The 19,817-nt window shown below is 64.9% G+C and carries 17 protein-coding genes and 1 pseudogene; 13 read left to right on the top strand and 5 right to left on the bottom strand.

Translation table 11 applies throughout. The annotated features are described in order from the left end of the window. Positions 1 to 2: 2 nt before the first annotated feature. Positions 3 to 878 (bottom strand): LysR family transcriptional regulator, encoded by an 876-nt coding sequence (locus E1263_RS07455; protein WP_132166429.1) that lies wholly within the window; start codon positions 876 to 878, stop codon positions 3 to 5. 71 nt (positions 879 to 949) lie between these two features. Here E1263_RS07455 and dapA point away from each other — a divergent pair, with 71 nt between their 5' ends. Beyond that, positions 950 to 1,846: a 4-hydroxy-tetrahydrodipicolinate synthase gene (gene dapA, locus E1263_RS07450; protein ID WP_132166428.1), complete on the top strand. Its 897-nt coding sequence runs from the start codon at positions 950 to 952 to the stop codon at positions 1,844 to 1,846. An 83-nt stretch (positions 1,847 to 1,929) separates the two neighbouring features. On the opposite strand, the gene E1263_RS07445 is transcribed toward dapA, so the two are convergent. Both E1263_RS07445 and E1263_RS07440 read right to left on the bottom strand, forming a co-directional pair. Continuing rightward, complete coding sequence (locus E1263_RS07445) at positions 1,930 to 2,979, bottom strand: NAD-dependent epimerase/dehydratase family protein (RefSeq protein WP_132166427.1); 1,050 nt, start codon at positions 2,977 to 2,979, stop codon at positions 1,930 to 1,932. Continuing rightward, on the bottom strand, positions 2,976 to 3,791 hold the full coding sequence (locus tag E1263_RS07440) for an S-methyl-5'-thioadenosine phosphorylase (RefSeq protein WP_132166426.1): 816 nt from the start codon (positions 3,789 to 3,791) through the stop codon (positions 2,976 to 2,978). Before E1263_RS07440 ends, E1263_RS07445 begins: the two co-directional genes overlap by 4 nt. A gap of 86 nt (positions 3,792 to 3,877) precedes the next feature. Here E1263_RS07440 and E1263_RS07435 point away from each other — a divergent pair, with 86 nt between their 5' ends. Then, positions 3,878 to 4,363, top strand: coding sequence for a hypothetical protein (locus tag E1263_RS07435; protein ID WP_132166425.1), 486 nt, complete (start codon positions 3,878 to 3,880; stop codon positions 4,361 to 4,363). A 3-nt stretch (positions 4,364 to 4,366) separates the two neighbouring features. Here the strand turns inward: E1263_RS07435 and E1263_RS07430 are convergent, their stop codons facing one another. Further along, the gene (locus tag E1263_RS07430) at positions 4,367 to 6,022 is read right to left on the bottom strand and encodes a bifunctional 3'-5' exonuclease/DNA polymerase (RefSeq protein WP_132166424.1); all 1,656 of its coding nucleotides are present in this window, start codon (positions 6,020 to 6,022) and stop codon (positions 4,367 to 4,369) included. A gap of 191 nt (positions 6,023 to 6,213) precedes the next feature. On the opposite strand from E1263_RS07430, the gene E1263_RS07425 reads away from it, so the two are divergent. Both E1263_RS07425 and pdxS read left to right on the top strand, forming a co-directional pair. Then, positions 6,214 to 7,569, top strand: a complete 1,356-nt coding sequence (locus tag E1263_RS07425; RefSeq protein WP_132166423.1) for an aminotransferase-like domain-containing protein — start codon at positions 6,214 to 6,216, stop codon at positions 7,567 to 7,569. A gap of 73 nt (positions 7,570 to 7,642) precedes the next feature. Then, positions 7,643 to 8,542: a pyridoxal 5'-phosphate synthase lyase subunit PdxS gene (pdxS, locus tag E1263_RS07420; protein WP_132166422.1), complete on the top strand. Its 900-nt coding sequence runs from the start codon at positions 7,643 to 7,645 to the stop codon at positions 8,540 to 8,542. 1,230 nt (positions 8,543 to 9,772) lie between these two features. Here pdxS and E1263_RS07415 read toward each other — a convergent pair. Further along, positions 9,773 to 10,965: pseudogene (locus E1263_RS07415) on the bottom strand (IS3 family transposase). Positions 10,966 to 11,411: 446 nt separating this feature from the next. Between E1263_RS07415 and E1263_RS07410 the strand changes: the two are divergent. The 9 genes from E1263_RS07410 to E1263_RS07370 all read left to right on the top strand — a co-directional run bounded on the left by E1263_RS07410 (position 11,412) and on the right by E1263_RS07370 (position 19,645). After that, positions 11,412 to 12,263: a GNAT family N-acetyltransferase gene (locus E1263_RS07410; protein ID WP_165956539.1), complete on the top strand. Its 852-nt coding sequence runs from the start codon at positions 11,412 to 11,414 to the stop codon at positions 12,261 to 12,263. A gap of 3 nt (positions 12,264 to 12,266) precedes the next feature. Next, positions 12,267 to 12,512, top strand: a complete 246-nt coding sequence (locus E1263_RS07405) for a phosphopantetheine-binding protein (protein ID WP_132166420.1) — start codon at positions 12,267 to 12,269, stop codon at positions 12,510 to 12,512. Further along, on the top strand, positions 12,509 to 13,738 hold the full coding sequence (locus tag E1263_RS07400; RefSeq protein ID WP_132166419.1) for an MFS transporter: 1,230 nt from the start codon (positions 12,509 to 12,511) through the stop codon (positions 13,736 to 13,738). The genes E1263_RS07405 and E1263_RS07400 overlap by 4 nt, the downstream gene beginning before the upstream one ends. Continuing rightward, the gene (locus E1263_RS42635) at positions 13,738 to 15,300 is read left to right on the top strand and encodes an AMP-binding protein (RefSeq protein ID WP_165956537.1); all 1,563 of its coding nucleotides are present in this window, start codon (positions 13,738 to 13,740) and stop codon (positions 15,298 to 15,300) included. The genes E1263_RS07400 and E1263_RS42635 overlap by 1 nt, the downstream gene beginning before the upstream one ends. A gap of 19 nt (positions 15,301 to 15,319) precedes the next feature. Beyond that, the gene (locus E1263_RS07390; protein WP_132166417.1) at positions 15,320 to 16,657 is read left to right on the top strand and encodes an ATP-grasp domain-containing protein; all 1,338 of its coding nucleotides are present in this window, start codon (positions 15,320 to 15,322) and stop codon (positions 16,655 to 16,657) included. Next, complete coding sequence (locus tag E1263_RS07385; RefSeq protein ID WP_132166416.1) at positions 16,654 to 18,027, top strand: condensation domain-containing protein; 1,374 nt, start codon at positions 16,654 to 16,656, stop codon at positions 18,025 to 18,027. The genes E1263_RS07390 and E1263_RS07385 overlap by 4 nt, the downstream gene beginning before the upstream one ends. Further along, positions 18,024 to 18,746: an NTP transferase domain-containing protein gene (locus E1263_RS44305; protein ID WP_132166415.1), complete on the top strand. Its 723-nt coding sequence runs from the start codon at positions 18,024 to 18,026 to the stop codon at positions 18,744 to 18,746. The genes E1263_RS07385 and E1263_RS44305 overlap by 4 nt, the downstream gene beginning before the upstream one ends. A gap of 32 nt (positions 18,747 to 18,778) precedes the next feature. Then, entirely contained in the window at positions 18,779 to 19,258 is a 480-nt protein-coding gene (ispF, locus tag E1263_RS07375; RefSeq protein WP_132166414.1) for a 2-C-methyl-D-erythritol 2,4-cyclodiphosphate synthase, read from the top strand. Positions 19,259 to 19,441: 183 nt separating this feature from the next. Next, the gene (locus tag E1263_RS07370; RefSeq protein WP_132166413.1) at positions 19,442 to 19,645 is read left to right on the top strand and encodes a hypothetical protein; all 204 of its coding nucleotides are present in this window, start codon (positions 19,442 to 19,444) and stop codon (positions 19,643 to 19,645) included. Positions 19,646 to 19,817: the final 172 nt, after the last annotated feature.

The following is a 19,817-nucleotide window of genomic DNA, read 5'->3' as shown; positions in this document are numbered from 1 at the left end:
GGTCAGGGGAGGGCGGTTTGGGCTGCGTTCTGCAGGGCGGCTCGGGCGGCGATTACGGCTGGGTGGTTGGTGGTGCCGTGGCGGTGGGCTAGGTGGGTGCGGCGGTGGATGGGGAGAGGCGTGAGGGTGACGCCGGGAGGCAGGGTGCTGACGGCTAGGTCGGGGACGAAGGCGGCGCCTTGGCCGGCGGCTACGAGGGCCAGTACGGCGCCGAAGTCGTCGGCGTGGTGGCGGATGCTGGGAGTGAAGCCCGCGGCCTCGCAGGCTCGGATGGTCAACGTGTGACAGAGCGTGCCTGGGGTGCCGGCGATCCAGGGAGTGTCGCGCAAGGCGCTGAGAGATTCGGTACGGCGGGCAGCCAGGTGGACGGTCTCTTCCAGCAACGGCTCGGTCTGCAGGCCGGGGTGGGGTGCGACCGGAACGTGGTCGTATTCCTGGATGAGCGCGATGTCGACCGCTTCGGTGCGGAGCGCGTCGGGGACCGAGGCGGGGTCGAGTTCGACGACGGTGATGCCGAGGCCGGGGTTGTCGGTGCTCAGGGCAACTATCGCGGGAGTGACGACGGTCGGGATCGCGGTCGGGAAGGCGCCGATCCGGAGAACGCCGGAGAGCGCTCTCGCCGCGTTCTCGAGGTCGGTGGCTGCCTCCTCCAGGAGCGCGAGGATCGACTCGGTGTGTTCGACGAGGCCGTGGGCGGCAGGCGTGAGGGTGACGCGACGGCCGGTGCGTTCGAGGAGTCGTACGCCGGTCTCGCGTTCGAGGGCGGTGAGTTGCTGGGAGACGGCGGACGGGGTGTAGGCGAGCGCGTCGGCGACGGCGGCGATCGTGCCGCGGCGCGCGAGTTCGCGGAGCAGCCGGAGCTTGCGGACGTCGAGCATAAGATGAGCTTACGCTCGACGATGGAAATGCGAACTGGACCTGATGGGTTCGGATGGGTGATCGTCGGGACATGGCTTTCACTGGGCTCTTCGTTCCGCTGATCACTCCGTTTACCGCCGCCGATGAGCTGGCCGGAGATGCACTGGAAGCGCTCTCTCACAGTGTTCTCGACGAGGGCGCGGCCGGGATCGTCGCTCTGGGCACGACCGGCGAGCCGGCCACGCTGACGGCTGGTGAGCGCCGCCGGGTGCTCGAGATCTGCTCGGCCGTCTGCGGGGAGCGCAATGCGCCCCTGATCGTCGGCGCGGGCTCGAACTCCACTGCTGCGTCGCTGGAAGCGGTCGCCGAACTTGGCCGTGGAGTCAGCGCAGCGCTGGTCGTGGTGCCGTACTACACGCGGCCGTCCGAAGACGGTGTCGTGGAACACTTCCGGCAGTTGGCGGCGGCAAGCCCTGTGCCCCTGGTGATCTACAACATTCCGTACCGGACCGGCCGGACGCTGAGTGCGGAAACCCTGAACCGGTTGGCAGAGCTCCCCAACGTGGTCGGGTTCAAGCACGCGGTAGGCGGAATCGATGAGGACACCGTCGAGTTCATGGGCAAGGTGCCGGAGGGCGTCAGCGTGCTGGCCGGCGACGACCTGTACACCGGACCGATGCTGGCGCTAGGCGCCAGCGGCGGCATTCTCGCGAGCGCCCACGTGGCGACCCGGACGTTCGCCGACCTGATCGCCGCTTGGCAAACCGGCGCAGTGGATGAGGCGCGCGAGCTCGGTCGCTGCCTGGCGCCCTTGTCACAAGCACTCTTCGCCGAGCCGAATCCCACGGTGACCAAGGCAGTCCTTGCTGCCCAAGGCCGCATCCCCGCTGCACACGTCCGGCTCCCGCTGCTCCCCGCGAGCCCGGAGTCGACCGCGGTCGCCCTCGAGCGAGTGGCCGCGATCGAGACGGTTGCTGCCGGCAAATAACGTACCGATGAACGGGTAGTGGTGGGGTACGGCGCTGCCCGCGCGGCGGAGCTGCGCTGTATGGGGGAGTTGCCGACGGACTACTACCCGTTCGTCGGTACGCCAACATCACTGGCCAGCAGATCGGCCAGCCCGTTCCGCAGGTCGAAGGTGGGTTTCCAGCTGAGTTCGGCGCGGAGTTTGGCCGAGGACGCGGTGATGTGGCGGACGTCGCCGAGGCGGTACTGGCCAGTGACGATCGGGGTTGCGCCTTGGTAGGCGTGAGCTAGTTCGGTGGCCAGGTCGCCGATCGTTCGTACCGTGTCGGTGCCGACGTTGTACGCCGTGAACGGTGGTTGGTGGGGGAGCGCCCCGGAGGCGGTGGTGACGGCGGTCGCGATGTCGTGGACATGGATGAAGTCGCGCCGCTGACCGCCGTCCTCGTAGACCCTCGGTGGCTCACCGCGTTCCAAAGCTGACCGGAAGATCGCGGCCACACCGGCGTACGGCGTATTGCGGGGCATGCCGGGGCCGTACACGTTGTGGAAGCGGAGTGCGGTGACGCGGCTGCCGGTTTCGCGGGCCCAGGAGGCGGCGAGGTGTTCGCCGTTGAGTTTGCTGGCCGCGTAGGCGTTGCGGGGATCAAGGGGAGCGCTCTCTGCGATCAGGCCGGGGCGCAGCGGTTCGTCGCACTGCGGGCACGGCGGATCGAACTGGCCGGCGTCGAGATCTTCCGGGCGGCGGGGACCCGGGGCGACCTGGCCGTGGCGATCGCAGTCGTAGCGACCTTCGCCGTACACGACCATGGAGCTGGCGTAGACGAGGTGGCGCAGGTTGGCGTGCGCTAGTTCGCGGAGGAGGACGGCAGTGCCGAGGCTGTTCGTGGAGACGTAGTCGTCGATGTCGTCGAGGTCCACGCCCAGCCCGACCTTGGCGGCCAGGTGGATCACGGTGTCGATCCCGGGGAGCGCTCTCCGAAGATCTTCGGCGTTCCGGATGTCGCCGACGATCAGGTCGTCGCTCGGCTCCGGGCGGGTCCGGTGCACGTCCGGCCGGAGCGAGTCGTACACGAGCACGTCGTGCCCCTCGGCGAGCAGTTGGTGATGCACATGCCGTCCGATAAACCCCGCGCCGCCAGTCAACAAGACCCTCACCGCTGCGTCACCCCACTCAACACATTGGTCCGAGAGAGCGTGCTCTCCGCGGCTGTGCCGTCGAGAGCGTGGTGGCAGGAGCAGTCGATGTCTGCGGCGGGCAGTTGCGGGATGACCTCGGTGAGCAGAGCCTTCACCCGATCGATGCTGTGGGCAAAGACCTTGTACACCTCGGCTTCGGTGACACCTTCGCCTTGCTGGAGGCCGGCGTCGTGGTCGGTGACCACGGCCAGCGACGTGTAGCAGAGAGCGAGTTCCCGAGCGAGAGCTGCCTCGGGCGCGCCGGTCATGCCGACGACCGACCAGCCTTGGGCGGCGTGCCAGAGGGATTCGGCGCGCGTCGAGAAGCGCGGGCCGTTGATGACCACCATCGTGCCCGCCGGTACGACGTTGCCGGTGGCAATGATCGTGTCACGGCCGGCCGGGCAGTACGGGTCGGCGGCAGCCGTGTGCACGGCGATGTCGTCGTACACGGTCTGTGGGCGTCCCCACGTGCGGTCGACGTACTGGTCGGGGACGACGAAGGTGCCGGGGATCAGGTCGAGCTTGAGCGAGCCGACGGCGCAGGGGGCGAGGACCTGGCGGACGCCGAGCTCGCGCAGCGCCCAGAGGTTCGCGCGGTAGTTGACCCGGTGCGCCGGGAAGCGGTGGTCGGCGCCGTGCCGCGGGATGAACGCGACCTCGCGCCCGGCGACCTCTCCGACGACAGGCGGTTCGCTGGGCGGACCGAACGGCGTACTGACGTCGACGCGCCGGGCGTCCGCCAGGAACGAGTAGAAGCCGGAACCGCCGAGCACACCGATATCAACCATGCCCCCGACGCTAAAGGCGCCCGGGCCGCTGATGACGCAAAACGGCCGGACCGTGAGCGCTCCGTAAGGGGTGATCAAATGTGCCTGTGAAGGTGACCACGGCACTGCTTGCGCTCGGCATCGCGCTGCTGCTGTTCGGCGCCTACGCGAGTTGGACCGCGGGCCGCCTTGACCGGCTGCACCACCGCGTAGAGCTCGCCCGGGCCGCGCTGGAGACCGAGCTCGTCCGCCGTGCCGCAGTGGTCGCCGAGCTCGCCGGTGCGGGCATCCTCGACCCCGCGTCCTCCCTGCTGCTCCTCGACGCCGCGCACCGCGCCCGCTCTGCGCCACTAGACGACCGTGAGCAGCGCGAGTCCGCGCTGACCCGAGCAGTCAACGCCACCGGGACTAACGTCGAGCCATGGTCGAGTGAGCTGGCGCTGGCGATGCGACGGGTGCAGCTGGCCCGTCGCTTTCACAACGACATCGTGGTGTCGACCAGGGACCTTCGGCAGCGCCGCGTGGTCCAGTGGTTCCACCTGGCCGGGCGTGCGCCGATGCCGTGCACCATCGAACTGGAAGACGGCCGGTGAGCCCTACTTCGCCTCTGCGTAGGTCTTGACGGTCGCAGTGCTGAACGCGAACCGCGTCGGCGTCGGACCGAAGGTGAGAGTCCCGGCCAGGTCGCTTGCGGTCTGGATCGCCGCAGTCACCACAGGGGCCTCGTCCGCTGGGCAGTGCACGATCACCTCGTCGTGCTGGAAGAACACGAGCTCCGCCTTCAGCGGTGCGAGCGCCTGTCGCAGCGCCGCAAGCATCAGCAGCGACCAGTCGGCCGCACTGCCCTGTACGACGAAGTTGCGGGTGAAGCGGCCACGGGCCCGCGCATGGCGAGAGTCCGTCTGCGGCTCGTCGACCGGCGGACCTTCGAGCGTCGCATCGTCCAGTGGCGCACCGCTCGGCGGACAGGTGCGGCCCAGCCACGTGCGCACCAGCTTGCCCTCCTCGCCGGCGCGGGCGGCATCGTCGACGTACGCGACAGCTTGGGGGAATCGCTTGCGGAGCATGGCGAGGTTCTTGAGCCCGTCACCGGAGGTCTGGCCGTAGATCGCGCCCAGTACGGCGATCTTGGCCATGTCGCGGTCGCCGGAGAAGGCGCGGTCCGACACGGCTTTGTAGAGGTCACCGGGGTTGCTGGCGACCTCCATCAGTGCCCGGTCGCGGGAGATGGCGGCGAGGATGCGCGGCTCGAGCTGAGACGCGTCAGCGACGACCAGACTCCAGCCAGGGTCGGCGACGACCGCACGCCTGATCACCTTGGGGATCTGCAGACCGCCACCACCGTTGGTGATCCACCGCCCGGACACCGTGCCACCAGGCACGAACCCAGGCCGGAACCGCCCGTCGTGCACCCAGTCGTTGAGCCAGGACCAGCCGTTGGCGGTGTAGATCCGGTAGAGCTTCTTGTACTCGACCAGGGGCGCGACGGCCGGGTGGTCGATCGTCTCCAGCTCCCAGCGTCGCGTGCTCTTCAGCTGATAGCCAGCCTGCTTGAAAGCCTTCAGCACGTCGGCCGGCAGGTCGGGCCGGACTCTGCGGCCAAACGCCGCCGACACTTCATCGGCCAGCTCAGTCAGCCGCCGTGGCTCGCCAGTCCCACCGAACCGCTCGCCCAGGAGCTCAGCCAGCATCTGCCGATGCTCAGTTGCGCTCCATGGCAGGCCAGCCCGGTCCATCTCCGCGGCGACCAGCATCCCGGACGACTCCGACGCGGTCAGCAACCGCATCCGGTCCGGGTGCTCGGTGTCCCCGTGCCGCCGCAGTTGATCGGCGTACACCCGGAGCAGTGCCTCGAAGGGGATTGGCTCCTGCTGGATCTCGAACAGCGACGACTGCTCACCCGGTACGACGGCGCGCAGCGGCGGGTCGGGTGGGACAGGCGCACCGGTCATCCGGGCCCAGGCCGCCGCGGCAGAGCGTGGCTCGCCCAGCCGACCGGCGTGGCCGAGCAGCAGGCCCTCACTGTTCTCGACGTCGTAGCAGCGCTCTACCCGGACACCACTCGCCAGCAGCCGCGGGTAGATCTCGGCCGACGCCCGCCACACCCACCGCGTCACCTGCGGCCGGGAGCCCACCGCAGCGGCGAGGTCCGGCTCATGCAGCACCGGCCCAGCAGGCTGCCCGTCCGGATGCAGCGCAACGAGAACCGCCCCGCCACCCTCCTCCGGCGCAACCGCCCACCGCTCATCCATACCCCGCATCCTCACACCCGCCACCGACATCTCCGCGCTTTGAGCCCCCACCAGCCATTTCACGGGGCCCCGGATGACTGAACCGTGCTCAAGGCCGCGCTTTGAGTCGCCACCAGGCATTTCGCGGGCCGCCACATGACTGAACGGTGCTCAAAGGGTGGGCGTGAGGCCAGTGGTGGGAGACTGGACTTATGTGGCGGGCGGGGGATCTGGAGGCGGCGGACGGGACCAAGACCGAGCAGGTCGAGGCCCTGGTGCTGCGGCGGATCGAGCGGGGCGAGTTGTCGATCGGTTCGCGGCTGCCGTCGGAGCGGGTGCTGGCCGAGCGCCTGGGGCTCAGCCGGGTGACGGTAGTGCGCGCACTCGACCATCTGCGGGCGGACGGCGTACTGGAGACCAAGCGCGGTTCCGGGACCCATGTGCGGCCGACTGACCGCCTGCTCGACCCCATCGCGCCGGCGTCGACTGTCAGCGCGGGGGACCAGCCACTGCTGGACCTGCGGTTCGCCACGACGGCAGCGCCACACGATGTGGTTGAAGCGGCGGCTCAGATGGTCGCGGACAGCCTCCCGCAAGCCATGGGTGGCGACGGACCACCGTCCGGCGGCTCACTCGAACTCCGTACGGCGCTCGCCGCGCGACTGACCTCTGAGGGCGTTCCGACCGAGCCGGACCAGCTCACGCTGACTGTCGGTGCAGCGGCCGGCCTCAACGCCGCACTGGCCGGGCTGGACCTTGGACCGGGCGTAGCGATCACCGAAACCCCGACGTACCCGGCCGCCTTCGACCTGCTCCGCAAACACCGACTGGACGTCGCGGGGTGGCCGGCTGGCGTCTGGGACACCGACCAGCTCGCGCATCTGTGCAGGCGACACCGGCCGAAGGTCATCTACCTCCAAGCCGACAACCACAACCCGACCGGTCTCAGCCTCCCCGCAGACCGCCGTACGACGGTTGTCGAGATTGCCCGCCGTTATGGCGCTGCACTGATCAGCGACGAGACCATGCGACCGCTATGGCTGGCCAGTGGTGAGCAGGCGGACCCGCTGAGCCGCTATCCGCGCACTGTGAGCGTTGGGTCGTTGTCGAAGACCGTCTGGGGCGGACTGCGCGTCGGCTGGGTCCGAACCGGTAAGCAACTGCGCAGGCGGATCAACACGGCTGCCCAGCTCAGTGTGGCGTCGCCCAGCGCGCTGGACGACCTGCTGGCCCAGGCGATCGTGCCGAAGCTCGACAAGGTGATCGGTCGGCGCCGGGCCCGCCTCCGCGCGAATCTGAACGCCCTGGAGACCGGACTGAAGACGCTGGACGGCGTGACGTGGGCCACCCCGACAGGTGGCATGACGCTCTGGCTGGAGCTGACCGACGTACGGGCGCGCAGGGTGCTGGACGCGGCGCGGGAGCACGGGCTCCTGCTCGGTTCAGGCGATCTATTCACGCCGGACGGCACCGATCGGCGGCACATCCGGATCCCGTTCACGGCGCCGCCCGCCACTCTGCGCCTGGTCGTCGCCCGGCTGGGCGACGCGCTCAATCAGTCCACTTGAATCAAGGTGGACTGACATTCCACGCCGTCGTCGGCCTAGCCTGGGCGAGTAGTCCCACGACCAGGAGGATGCAGTGAGCGAGAACGTGACCCCGCAGACCGGTACGGCGAAGGTCAAGCGCGACATGGCGGAGATGCTCAAGGGTGGCGTCATCATGGACGTCGTCACCGCCGAGCAGGCCAAGATCGCCGAGGACGCCGGCGCGGTCGCCGTGATGGCGCTGGAGCGTGTTCCGGCCGACATCCGCGCGCAGGGTGGCGTCTCCCGGATGAGCGACCCGGACATGATCGAGTCCATCATCAGCACCGTGTCGATCCCGGTGATGGCCAAGGCCCGGATCGGTCACTTCGTCGAGGCCCAGGTCCTGCAGAGCCTCGGCGTCGACTACATCGACGAGTCCGAGGTCCTGACCCCGGCCGACTACGCCAACCACATCGACAAGTGGAACTTCACCGTCCCCTTCGTCTGTGGCGCCACCAACCTGGGCGAGGCCCTGCGCCGGATCACCGAAGGCGCGGCGATGATCCGCTCCAAGGGCGAGGCCGGCACCGGTGACGTCTCCAACGCCACCACCCACATGCGCCAGATCCGCCAGGAGCTCCGCAAGCTGCAGAACCTCCCCGAGGACGAGCTGTACGTCGCCGCCAAGGAGCTCCAGGCGCCGTACGAGCTGGTCAAGGAGGTCGCCACCCTCGGCAAGCTCCCCGTCGTCCTCTTCACCGCCGGCGGCATCGCCACCCCCGCCGACGCCGCCATGATGATGCAGCTCGGCGCCGAAGGCGTCTTCGTCGGCTCCGGCATCTTCAAGTCCGGCAACCCCCAGCAACGCGCCGAAGCCATCGTCAAGGCCACCACCTTCTACGACGACCCCGACGTCATCGCCAAGGTCTCCCGCGGCCTCGGCGAAGCCATGGTCGGCATCAATGTAGATCAGCTGCCGGTCGCTCATCGACTCGCTGAACGCGGCTGGTAGGGCTCGCACGACCTAGAGGGATTGGGCCGCCACGCGCCGGACCATCTCCAGCCACCCCAAGTGGTGCTGACACGGACTCAACGCAGTAGCCGTGGACACCCGGATGGAGGCCTTCTGGCCCAATCATTGGCCAAGATGCGCCCCGCCAGAGCACGCGCAAAGTACGCAAAACGAGATCCGATCTGAGCCCGGAACGGCCTCATGGAATCTGACGTGACAGGCATTCCGTTTGACCATGCACCACGGCGGTGGTGCTTCGATAATGAGAAGGTCCTCGGTTCGATTCCGATAGGCGGCTCCACCAAGGCCCCTCTGACCAGGCAAAACACCCAAGTCAGAGGGGCTTTCTTCGTGCCCGAGCCTCGCCAGGCACACGCAAAATCAGGCAAAGACGTTTGAGGCCCTTAGATGCCTCTGGCGCCGGGCAGTAGTGCCGGCAGGTCGTCAAGCAGACGAGCTCGGCGCGTATTTGTACCGGCTGTCATCGCCGCCAGTGGCGTCAGAAGTCTCCGCAGATGATGACGGGGGTAGCGACCGGCTCATGATCAACCAAGTCCGGGCTGCGGGTGGACCCTGATCAGACCCGGGGTAGGCCTGCGCTCCGTTCGTGCAGGGCGATCGCGGTCTCATTGGTGTGTCAGTCAGCAAGGTTTCGACCTGGCATCGTCGTTGCTCCGATGGGGACCATGGCTCCCAGCCACCCAGACCGCGGCGGTCGAGGAGCCGCACAGTGTCCTCGATGCGACCTGTGGGAGCCCCGGGCCCAATTCGGGTCCTCTGTGGTCCCGTGCCTCACACGGAAGACGCCTGGTAGGTGCGTGGGGGAGACCGAGTGGTGCCGTGCGGTGGCACCATCTGGGTGGGCTGGTTCGGCGGCCAGCGGCCAGCAAATTTCCAAACAGTTTCCTGGCCGATGCAGGACGACAAGGAAGGGTTCTCCCGGCGGCGCACCCGTCACGAAGAACTAGAGCTGACGCTGATCGTGACAGAGATCGGTTGCTTCGGACCTGGGTGCCGGTTGGCTGCTGCTGGACTGCGCCGCCTATATAGTGTGCGTCCGCCTCACCCGGCGCATGCTGATGACACAGTCCAGCAACTTCAGGCCAGCGAGTAGGAGAAACTCGTTGCCGGCGGCCCCAGACCACTTTGGGAGATAGTCGGCCGGTGTCGCGATGCCGGGTGAGAAGACGTCCCCTCCCAGGCGATCCAGGTTAGTCAAAGATGTGATTCTTATCGACTGGGACTGCCCCCGGGGTCAGCTGACTCGCGGGGTTGGTGGTTCAGGCCGCGAGTGCGACGGGTTGAATTTGTCTCAAACTCGATGGGTGTGAGTTTACCCAGGCTGCGTTGCCGGCGCCGTCGGTGGTAGCTGGTCTCGATCCAGGACGCGATGGCCAGCCGCAGTTGGTGCCGGCTGATCCAGCGTTGCCGGTCCAGCACGTTCTTCTGCAGCAGCGTGAAGAAGGACTCCATCGCGGCGTTGTCGCCGCAGGCTCCGACTCTGCCCATCGAGCCGCGCAACTGGTGGGTTTGAGGACTCTCACGAACTTCTTGGACCGGAACTGGCTGGCACGGTCGGAGTGAACGATCAGCCCAGGCGCTGGTGTTCGGAGCGCGATGGTGTTGCGAAGGGCTGCGACGGCTAGGGACCCTTTCATGCGCGAGTCGATGGAGTAGCCGACGATCCGGTTGGAGTGGGCGTCCTTGATCGCGCACAAATACAGCTTGCCCTCGCTCGTGGCGTGTTCGGTGATGTCGGTCAGCCAGACCAGATTCGGCGCCGGCGCGGTGAACACCTTCTTGACGAGATCGTCGTGGACCGGCGGACCTGCCTTGCTGTTCAGGCCGCGCTTCTTGGAGTGGATCGACCAGATCCGTTCCTGCGCACGCAACCGGGTGACCCGCTTCTCGCCCGCGGTGATGCCCTTGCCCGAGAGTTTGTCGGCGATGAACCGGTACCCGAACCCGGGTTCGTCTCCGTGGATCTCTCGCGCGGCGTTGATCGGGTGTGCATCGTCCCAGTCTCGTTGTGTGACAGGGCTTGCGCGCCATTTGTAGAAGGCTTGCTTGCTGAAGCCGAGCACTCGGCAGGTCACCGCGACAGCGATACCGTCGACGGCAAGGTCAAGGACCAGCGGATAAGTCATTTGGGTTGATGTCAGGCGAAGTAGGCCGCCGCGCGGCGCAGGATCTCGTTCTCCTGCTCCAGTCGCCGGACTCGCTTCTTCGCCTCCCGCAGCTCGTCGGACTCCTGCCGAGTCGCACCGGGGCGGTTGCCGTCTTCGATGTCGGCAGTTTCAGCCAACGGGTCAGACACGACTGGGAGATCCCGAAGTCCTTCGCGATCTGCTTGATCGACGCCTCGCCTTGCGGGCGACCGCGACCACGTCGCGTCGGAACTCGGCAGGAAAAGCTTTCGGCATGACAGGCATCCTTCCAGCAAGGACCCAAGTCCTCACAGGTCAGGAGTCAACCGAACCGGGGGCAGTCCCACTGTTTTGCACGTTGTTGCAGTCAACGGCTCTTGTGAGCCGCGTGAACACCATGCAAACTCGACACGAAAGATGCGTACGAGCAAAGTCAGGGGCGTGGGGAACATTCTGACGGGAACACGAGTGCCGAGGCGTCGAAACGATTGTCGTTACGGCAAAATTCAGGCAGAGGCTGCTTGCCGATGATGCGGCGAGACCCATCATGGCCGTCGAACGTAGAACTGACCGAGGACCTTGACGCTCCAGATGCTCTGACACCGGGGTGGAATGCGTCCTCGGTGGCACTCGCACCGGAGGTAGTGCGTGCGGCAACTGCGGATCGACGTTTCGAGTCCACGATTCTGGCTGCCCGCCTGGATGGGAGTACAGCGGGGTTCGTGACATTGTCCCGGTGCCTGATGAATGGTTTCCCGGCCACGATCTTCGACCCTGCTTGTGCTGCCCCTGATCTGTTTACCGACGATGTTGGAAAACCGGCAGGATATCTGTTGATTGGCGGCACAGACTTGGTTTCAGGGCCAGTGTTATCGGCAGCGCTCAACTCATTTGAAAAGCAACTGGTGGGGCAGGCGCTGGTGGATGGTGCTTTTGCAAAGGCGCACCAGGCGGGGCTGGCCCCGGCGGCACTCTATGTGCGCGACCAGGACATCGCCTATTTCTCTGGTAGTCACTGCGAAGCTGTAAAGGTCGACGAGTTCGCCACTGTTCCGGTCCGCGGTTGGGACTCCTACCTTGCGGGCCTTAGTCACGGTCGAAGATCGGTCGTTCGCCGTGACATCAAGGGACTCAAAGAGAAAGAACTGGGAAGCGAGATCGGCTCTGCTCTGGAGTTGATACCCGAAGCCGCGCCGCTCGTAGTCGCGGTCAAGAATCGTCATCAGATTCCGGACCATCCCCGGCTGGTAGAGATGAGGTTGGCCACTTGGGCCCAAATGGACGTGGGCACACGATTCGGCTTCTCCGTTCGCGACACGCAAGGTCGACTTCTGGCGGCAAGCTTCGGTTGTCACCATGACGACGTGCTCGAGATGCATGAGATCGGATTGGCGGATTCGCCCCACCGCCACCTTGCCTACGTCGAAGCGCTGGTCTACAGCCCGCTTCGACTAGCACATGAGCTCGGATGCCAGGAACTGCAATTGGGCATGGGGTCGACGCGTCCGAAGGTGCTGCGCGGCGCGAAGACCTCACCAGTCTGGGTTGTCGGGCGAACGAAAGGAAACGGATAAGAAATGAGAGCCGATTACTCCGCCGTCCGAGAAGTGGTGGCTACCGAGTGGTGCGCCGTCGTCGACACCTTCGGGGTGAGCGATGAAGACGACTTCTTCGCCCTGGGTGGCAACTCCCTGATGGCCGTCAATCTGGTGGAGCGGGTAGAGCGACAGTTGGGCATCAAGTTCCCGTTGCAGTCGCTCTTTCTGGACGGAAGTTTTGGCGGAGTCGTCGATGCCTGCCACACGGCGGCTACCGCGGAATGAGTGGCGACCTATGGCGTGTTGTGCCGTTCCGATACCAGTTCGCGGCCCAGGCCACGTCGATGGCCGGCAGCACGCTGAGTCCTGTCGCGCTGTCCCTCGGCCTGCTCCAGTTGACCGGCTCGCCACGCACTCTGAGCCTTGTGCTCGCCGCACAGGCCGTGCCAACGGTTGTCTTTCTGCTGGTGGGTGGGGTGTGGGCGGACCGACTTCCGCGTCACAAGGTCATGGTGTGCGCGAACCTGGTGACCGCCGTGACTCAGGGTTGCCTGGGCATCATGTTGCTTACTGGAGCGTTTCATCTGTGGCTGGCGATGGGCTTGCAGTTCATTGCCGGAACCGCACTGGCCTTCTACTTTCCGTCAACGCTTGGACTAACCGCGCTCACGGTTCCGGCGCATCTACTGCAGCGTGCCAACGCGATGCTGTCGCTGACGCGGAGCACGGCTGGCGGAGTCGGGCCTTTGGTCGCTGGCTTACTGGTGGTCAGTGCCGGCGCGGGCTGGGCGCTGGTCGCGGACGGCGTGACGTTCCTGGCCAGCGCCGCACTGCTTGCGCGCCTTAAACTGCCGAAACAGATCCGGGCAACCCAGGACGACGTCCAGGCCAGTTTTCTGACGGACCTGCGAGATGGCTTTCGCGAAGTGACGCGGCGCGCGTGGGTGTGGAGCAGCATCACTGCGTTCATGTTCACCCACCTCGCCTCTGCGATCTTCATGGTGCTCGGACCAGTTCTGCTGCTTCGCCGCGACCACGGTGTGTTCGGGTGGGCAGCCGTCATCGCTGGACTCAGTGTTGGCCAGGTGGTAGGCGACTTCGCTGCGCTGCGACTCACGGTCCAGCGGCCGCTGGTCGTTGCCCGCGTCGTGGAGCTGCTGTCCGTGCCTGCGCTGGTGGGGCTGGCTTTCGGTGCACCGATCTGGCTGCTGGTGATTGCGGCAGTGTGCGGAGGGATCGCCCTGACGCTGCCAGACGCATTGTGGCTGACCACCATGCAAGGACACCTACCCAAGGACAGCTTGTCGCGCGTCTCGTCATACGACTGGCTTGGTTCTCTGGCGCTACGGCCTCTCGGGTATGTCAGCGCCGCCGCATTGGCAGCCGTCATTGGCACAACCACGACCTTCATCGTTGCCGCGACGCTGATCGTGCTCACACGCATCGGCGGGCTGTGCCTGCCTGACGTTCGCGCCCTGACGAACCGAGCCCCAAAGGAGGCAGTCGGATAGTGCCCCATCACCACTCGCATTCGCGCATCTACCCATCGACACTGAACGGATGGTTTGCGCGTTCAGCAGCGGCCCATCCTCATGCGACTGCTATCGACTTCGGTCATGACCGCGTTTCCTATGCCGATCTGGACCGGATGGTATCGGTATGCGCTGCGTACCTCGCGGACCGATTTTCAAGAGGAACCCGGATTGGTCTGCTTGCAGTGCCTGAGACTGACACGTTTGTTGCCTATCTCGGCATTGCACGCGCTGGCCTTACGGTGGTACCGCTGAGTCCGGAGAACCCTGTGGAGTTTCATTCAACCATCGCTCAGCTGGCAGATCTTGGGGCGATCGTTATGAGTGCCGAACATCGAGCAAGGCTATCCAATGTCGGGCCAGACTTGATCTCCCCGAACGAGTGGCAAAGCCACCAAGGTGGCCTGAGTCAGGACCTGGGCGACCCAGCCACGGTGGCATATATCTTGTTCACCTCTGGATCGACCGGCCCACCGAAAGGAGTGCCTATTCTCCACCGGCATGTCTGCGCCTATCTCGCACACGTCGTACCATCCACTGGGCTAGGACCGGCACATCGGCTGTCACACACCTTTGCCCTAACGTTCGACCCCTCGGTGTTCGACCTGTTCGGTGCATGGGGATCTGGCGCGACGCTTGTCGTGCCACGCAAGCGAGAACTGCTGGCGCCCGCAACCTATGTTGCGACCCGCGACATTACCCATTGGTATTCGGTGCCTTCTCTGGCGTCTCACGCCCGCCGGATAGGAGACCTTCCACCACAAAGCATGCCTCGGCTGCAGCAGAGTCGGTTTATCGGGGAGCCGCTGTCACACGACCTCGCTTGTGCCTGGCGACTGGCGGCTCCCAACAGTGTTATCGATAACGTCTATGGTCCAACCGAGCTGACAATTAGTTGCGCAGAGTACCGGCTTCCCGAAGACCCTGCGGCCTGGCCGGTAACCCGCAACGGCACCATCCCCATCGGGGCAATCTATCAACACCTCGACTGGACTATTCGCGACTCAGCCGGTCGGCCTTCTGACGAAGGCGAATTGCTCGTGCGCGGTCCACAGCGATTCAGCGGTTACCTCCGACCGACCGATAATGCCCACCGGTTCGTCCGGATCGCCGGCGGTCGAACCGGCACCGTCATCGACGAGCAGTCTGTTGATGAACGTGATTGGTATCGGACCGGAGACCAAGTGCTCTGGGACGGGCATGCGCTTATTCATGCGGGCCGCAACGATCGACAGGTAAAGATTCGCGGTCACCGCATCGAGCTCGGCGCAGTCGAATCAGCGCTCCGACGACATCCAGCTGTCCTCGACGCTGCAGTCATCGCCATCCCGGATGACCAAGATGGCCAGAACCTTGCTGCGGTGGTCTGCGGGAACTCGGAACGGGCGGACGATCTTGGAGACTTTCTTCGCGCATCATGCCCTAGCTACACCATTCCCGGCAAAGTCGTCTGGGCCACACATTTCCCGGTCAACAGCAGCGGCAAGATCGACTACCGCGCGCTCGCGGAATCCCTCCAAGAAGAACGCCCGAGTCAATAGCAGACCAAAGGAGGACGCGATGAAGACTTTGCCGCGGGTCGGCATCGTTCACTTACCCTATGGGGCGGCCAATTTGCCCGACGTCTGCCGCGCTGCGGTAGACCTGTGCCAGCCGGTATTTCTGTTCCATCAAGCGACGGTCAGCGCTCACCCGGACATCGCCGCGACGGCCAGGTTGCTCGCCGAGGTTCACATCGTCCACAAAGCTGGCCTCAGCGAGACCGTCGGCGCCCTTGCTCTAGACGGAATTACAACCTTCCACGACGACGCACTCGACGCCGTGGACGCTACCGCCGCCGAACATGGTTTGCCCGGACCGGCCGACCAGACTCAACCGTGGGACAAGCTCGTCCAGCGCAACCGGCTCGCCGCCGCCGGCCTCACACGAGTGCGTGCCCTCAAGGTCGACTCACCAGCCCAGCTACAGCTCGCCGCACAGCATGTCGGTCTACCGGCGGTCCTCAAACCCCGCCGCGGAGTTGGTGGCGGCCACATTGCCATGATCAATTCCCCCGACGACATCAACCACCAGCTACGGCACCGTGAGAAGTGGCAAGGGCTGATGCTCGAGACGAGGCTGTCCAACGGCGCTCACCCGGCGAGTTCCCCCGTCCTCGCCGATTTTGTGTCCGTCGAGACAGTCAACACCGCCGACTCCAACCGCCACGTCGCGATCTTCGACAAGACACCGGTCGAGATCATTCATCGCGCGGCTCAGGACGGCGCAGATGCGATCCATGTCACTGGCGACATCACCCCATCCCGCCTTCCGGCTCAGGAGCGCGAAGCTGTTGCACGTCTTGTGTCATCCGCGCTGCGCGTCCTAGGCGTGCGGTGGCGGATGACGCACACCGAGGTCAAGCTCACTCCCAACGGGCCAGAAATCATCGAGATCAACGGACGAGTTGGGGGCCATCTAAATCGCCTTCTCAAGCTCACGAACGGACACGACCTCGTACGATCCGCCCTAAGTCTCGCCATCGCGCGTGTCCCGAGTTCTCCGACTTCACCGGCCCGGGGCTGGGCGGCAGGCTTGTTCCCACCACTGGCCGATCGACACAGTGAGGTCAAGACTCATGTGTCTGCGGCGCAGCTGAGAAGACTACCGGGCGTCGCGGGCGTAGACGCTGTGGCCCTTTACGGGCAGACGCCAGAAGAATGCGGCTACCGAATGGCGAACATTACCCTGCGCGCGGGGACCGCGAGTGAACTCGACCGGCATCTACTGACCGCACGCCGACACCTCGACGAGGTATTCGGGATCGAACCAGGCACCGCACGAGCTTGGTACCGGGAACTGGGCGGGCCACTGCCACCTGGTGACGCTTCATCCAACACGCTGGGGCGAGCCCGATGACATCGCCAGGACACGACAGTGCGACTGATAGCCGGCCGCCCGGAGGCCCTACGTACACATCGTTCAATCAGCGTACCCGCATCGAGCAGTATCGCCGACCGACGCCTGTCCGAAAGCCCCCGGTAACGTTCGGTCTACGGATATCTGGGGCCTTCGACGTGGGTGCACTGCAGGCCGCTTTGAATGTCATTGGTCGGAGGCACGACGGCCTGCGCCAATTCTTTCCAGCCGGTACAGATTCGTGCTTTGCAGCGTGTGTTTCGCGGACCGAGTTCGAATGGCCGCTGCAGGTGTTGAACCTGGCCGAAGGTGGGGACTCGCGTTGCGCTGAGGATCTGCTGTCAGCTGAGTTGGGGAAGCCTTTCGATCTGGACGCACCCCCACTCGTCCGCGCAGTCGTCTGTCAGTTGCCGAACCGTTGCTTGGTGGGCTTCTCGGCTGACCATGTTGTTTTCGATGGCCAATCGGTCAGTGTGTTCCTCGATGAGCTGTCGACTGCATACCGATACCATCTCGTTCATCGATCGCCGGGCGTCTCGGAGAGAACGGCCGATTGGGGTCAGGCTGCATTCGCACTTGAGGAAGATCGCTTTCTTCGAACATCGAGGGCTGAGGAATCGCTCCAGTTCTGGGAGGGACGCTGGCGAGCCAGCGATCATCTTGTCGCGAGTCCAAGCCGCGGATCAGGCACGAGCGAAGCGACAGCCGCAGAGATGAAGCACAGTGCCGTGAGTCACTCTGCCGACGAGGTCGCGGCCGCAATGTCACGCCACCGAGACCACGTCGCAACTCCATTCATGTTGATCACGGCAGCACTGGTCTCCGCACTTCAGGAGCGAGGGGATGCCTGTGCACCAGACTTGCTCATCACTGTATCCGGCCGTTCTACCGCGGCGGCTAACCGAGCAATAGGGTATTTCATCAATCGCATACTCTTCTCGCTCCCCGTCTCGCCTGGACCTGGGTTTGGCGAAGTCATCAAGCAAACGCAGGCGGAGCTGTTCGCGGTGCTAAAGAATTCGAAGATCCCGTATCAATATCTGGCGGAGCGAATTGTTTCGCACCGCGTCGACGACATATTGGGAACGCGGTCCATCTTGCTTACACAGTACAGACACCAGAGGGCACCGGTCATTCCTGGCGTGGAGGTTGAGTTCTTCTGGATAGATACTGATGCCGACCCGAGCCACAACGATCGGTTGGCGCTTGAACTGGTTGAAGACGCCCCGGGCGGCGGCTTTGAGCTCGTGTCCACCTACAACGCATCTGTTTATGAACCAGCCATGATCGAGGATCTCATGGCGCACATATCTGAGCGTATTGTCCCGGAGAAGTCCCGGATCCTTGGCCGGGCGGAGGGTGGGCAATGACGAAGGGCGCGATAACTGGGGTAGTGCTTGCGGCTGGAGAGGGAACTCGGCTGAAGGAGGCGTGGCCGAGTACTCCAAAGCCTCTGGTTCCTGTCTGCGGTGAGCCTATGATCGGTCGGCTCTTGCGGTTGCTGGATAGGGGTGACCTCGACTCACTGGTGGTCGTGAGCCGGGCCACTGATCCGGACGTGGGTCGGTTTGTACGCGACCTGGACTTAGCTACACCGACAACGTCGGTCGAATGCGTTACATCGGGCACGCTCGAGAGTTTGGTCGCCGGCCTTGGCGCTGTCACAACAGAGCGTGTACTGATAGTTCTGGCGGACGCTGTGTTTCCGGAGAGTGAGTTTGTGAGATTTCTCAGCAGGATTTCCTCGTTTGAGAAGGCTCAGGCGACGGGGATTCAGTGGGTGCGAGACAGGCGGCCGGAGGATTCACGGAGTGAGCAAGGAGTTCGTGTTCACCCTAGCGGCCGAATCGCTGAGATAGGTCGAGCTCTCGCGTTAGAACCGGTGATATCCCAGGGTGTGCTTCTTTACAATCGTCCGCTCCTGGGGCTTGCAACAGGGGCGGCCGCAGAAGGTGCTACCGGCCTCAGTGACTTCTTGCCGTTTGTCGTCAGGAAGAGTTACGTCTCGATATACGCATACCGTTGCGATCGAGTCCGGGACGTTGACAATGAAGACGATCGCCGCGCGGTCGAGCGATACTGCTGCTAGAGGCCGAGCCGTCAATTGTTGAGGAGTTTCACATGGATATACGAACTGGTCTTGGGTTTGATGTACACCCGTTCAGCAGCGCCGGGGCAAGTCGCCCCTTGATCCTCGGCGGCGTCGAATTTCCTGGCGAGTGTGGGCTTGTCGGGCTGAGCGACGCGGACGTCATAGCCCACGCTATTGGCGACTCCCTCTTGGGTCCGGCTGGTCTGGGCGACATGGGAGAAGTCTTCCCTGAGTCTGATGAAAGGTGCGTCGGGGCCGATAGCATTGAACTTTTGCGCGAGATTGTGGCGCTCGTTGCCAATTCAGGCTGGCGGCCGTTAAACGTCGACTGCGTGACGATCTGCGAACGGCCGATTCTTTCGCATCGTCGGGTGGAGATGAGCGCACGCTTGACAGGTGTGGTGGGCGCGCCGGTCACGGTCAAAGGAAAACGGGCGGAGGGTCTGGGCGCATTGGGTCGCGCGGAGGGCATCGCGTGCTGGGCCTCGACCCTTCTCGCGAAAGATTAGGCGGTCAAGCTTCGGCGGCGGCCGGAGATTGCTCGAGCTAGGAGGTTTGGCCGCTGACGCCTGACCCGCAAGGTGTCGAATGAAGGAGACCCCGGCCGCCAGCTGGACCTCCTGCTCGTCAACGCACCACTGCGTGACTACTCACTGCGCCCCCGGTGAACAGCTTCACCCCCCGTGCTCGGGATGGTCTACATCGCCACCGCGGCCGCCGGTGCCGGGTTCAACACCGGCGTCATCGACGCCGAAGCCCACGGCCTCGGGATCGACCAAACGATCGAGCTCGTGAACCAGCTCGCGCCGCGCTGGGTCAGGTTCAACCTCCTGGCCCCCACCTACGAGGTCAGCGCCCCCAGCGCCCCGCACCGATCCCAGCCCCTGACCATTTGACCCGCGCGGCGAATGCCCTCGACACGTCGATCGGTCTGGCGACCACCCATAGACCGCGTCCGGCGGCAGCCCCGGTCTCCGACCACGCCGCACTCGGCTCATTGCACATCTCAGCGAAGCCGGGCTCACCAGTTCCGCTCACCAGCAACGGGAATCCGCTGCTGCACAAGAC

This window comes from Kribbella antibiotica (assembly GCF_004349055.1).
GTDB lineage: Bacteria > Actinomycetota > Actinomycetes > Propionibacteriales > Kribbellaceae > Kribbella > Kribbella antibiotica.
This window is presented reverse-complemented; position numbering and strand designations above follow the sequence as displayed.

Coding starts and splice junctions, on each gene's coding strand:
- ispF (WP_132166414.1), top strand. CDS start 18,779: ATGGATATACGAACTGGTCTTGGGTTTGATGTACACCCGTTCAGCAGC.
- E1263_RS07440 (WP_132166426.1), bottom strand. CDS start 3,791: ATGGTTGATATCGGTGTGCTCGGCGGTTCCGGCTTCTACTCGTTCCTG.
- E1263_RS07430 (WP_132166424.1), bottom strand. CDS start 6,022: ATGGATGAGCGGTGGGCGGTTGCGCCGGAGGAGGGTGGCGGGGCGGTT.
- E1263_RS07390 (WP_132166417.1), top strand. CDS start 15,320: ATGAAGACTTTGCCGCGGGTCGGCATCGTTCACTTACCCTATGGGGCG.
- E1263_RS07385 (WP_132166416.1), top strand. CDS start 16,654: ATGACATCGCCAGGACACGACAGTGCGACTGATAGCCGGCCGCCCGGA.
- E1263_RS07400 (WP_132166419.1), top strand. CDS start 12,509: ATGAGTGGCGACCTATGGCGTGTTGTGCCGTTCCGATACCAGTTCGCG.
- E1263_RS07455 (WP_132166429.1), bottom strand. CDS start 878: ATGCTCGACGTCCGCAAGCTCCGGCTGCTCCGCGAACTCGCGCGCCGC.
- E1263_RS44305 (WP_132166415.1), top strand. CDS start 18,024: ATGACGAAGGGCGCGATAACTGGGGTAGTGCTTGCGGCTGGAGAGGGA.
- dapA (WP_132166428.1), top strand. CDS start 950: ATGGCTTTCACTGGGCTCTTCGTTCCGCTGATCACTCCGTTTACCGCC.
- E1263_RS07425 (WP_132166423.1), top strand. CDS start 6,214: ATGTGGCGGGCGGGGGATCTGGAGGCGGCGGACGGGACCAAGACCGAG.
- E1263_RS07405 (WP_132166420.1), top strand. CDS start 12,267: ATGAGAGCCGATTACTCCGCCGTCCGAGAAGTGGTGGCTACCGAGTGG.
- E1263_RS07370 (WP_132166413.1), top strand. CDS start 19,442: ATGGTCTACATCGCCACCGCGGCCGCCGGTGCCGGGTTCAACACCGGC.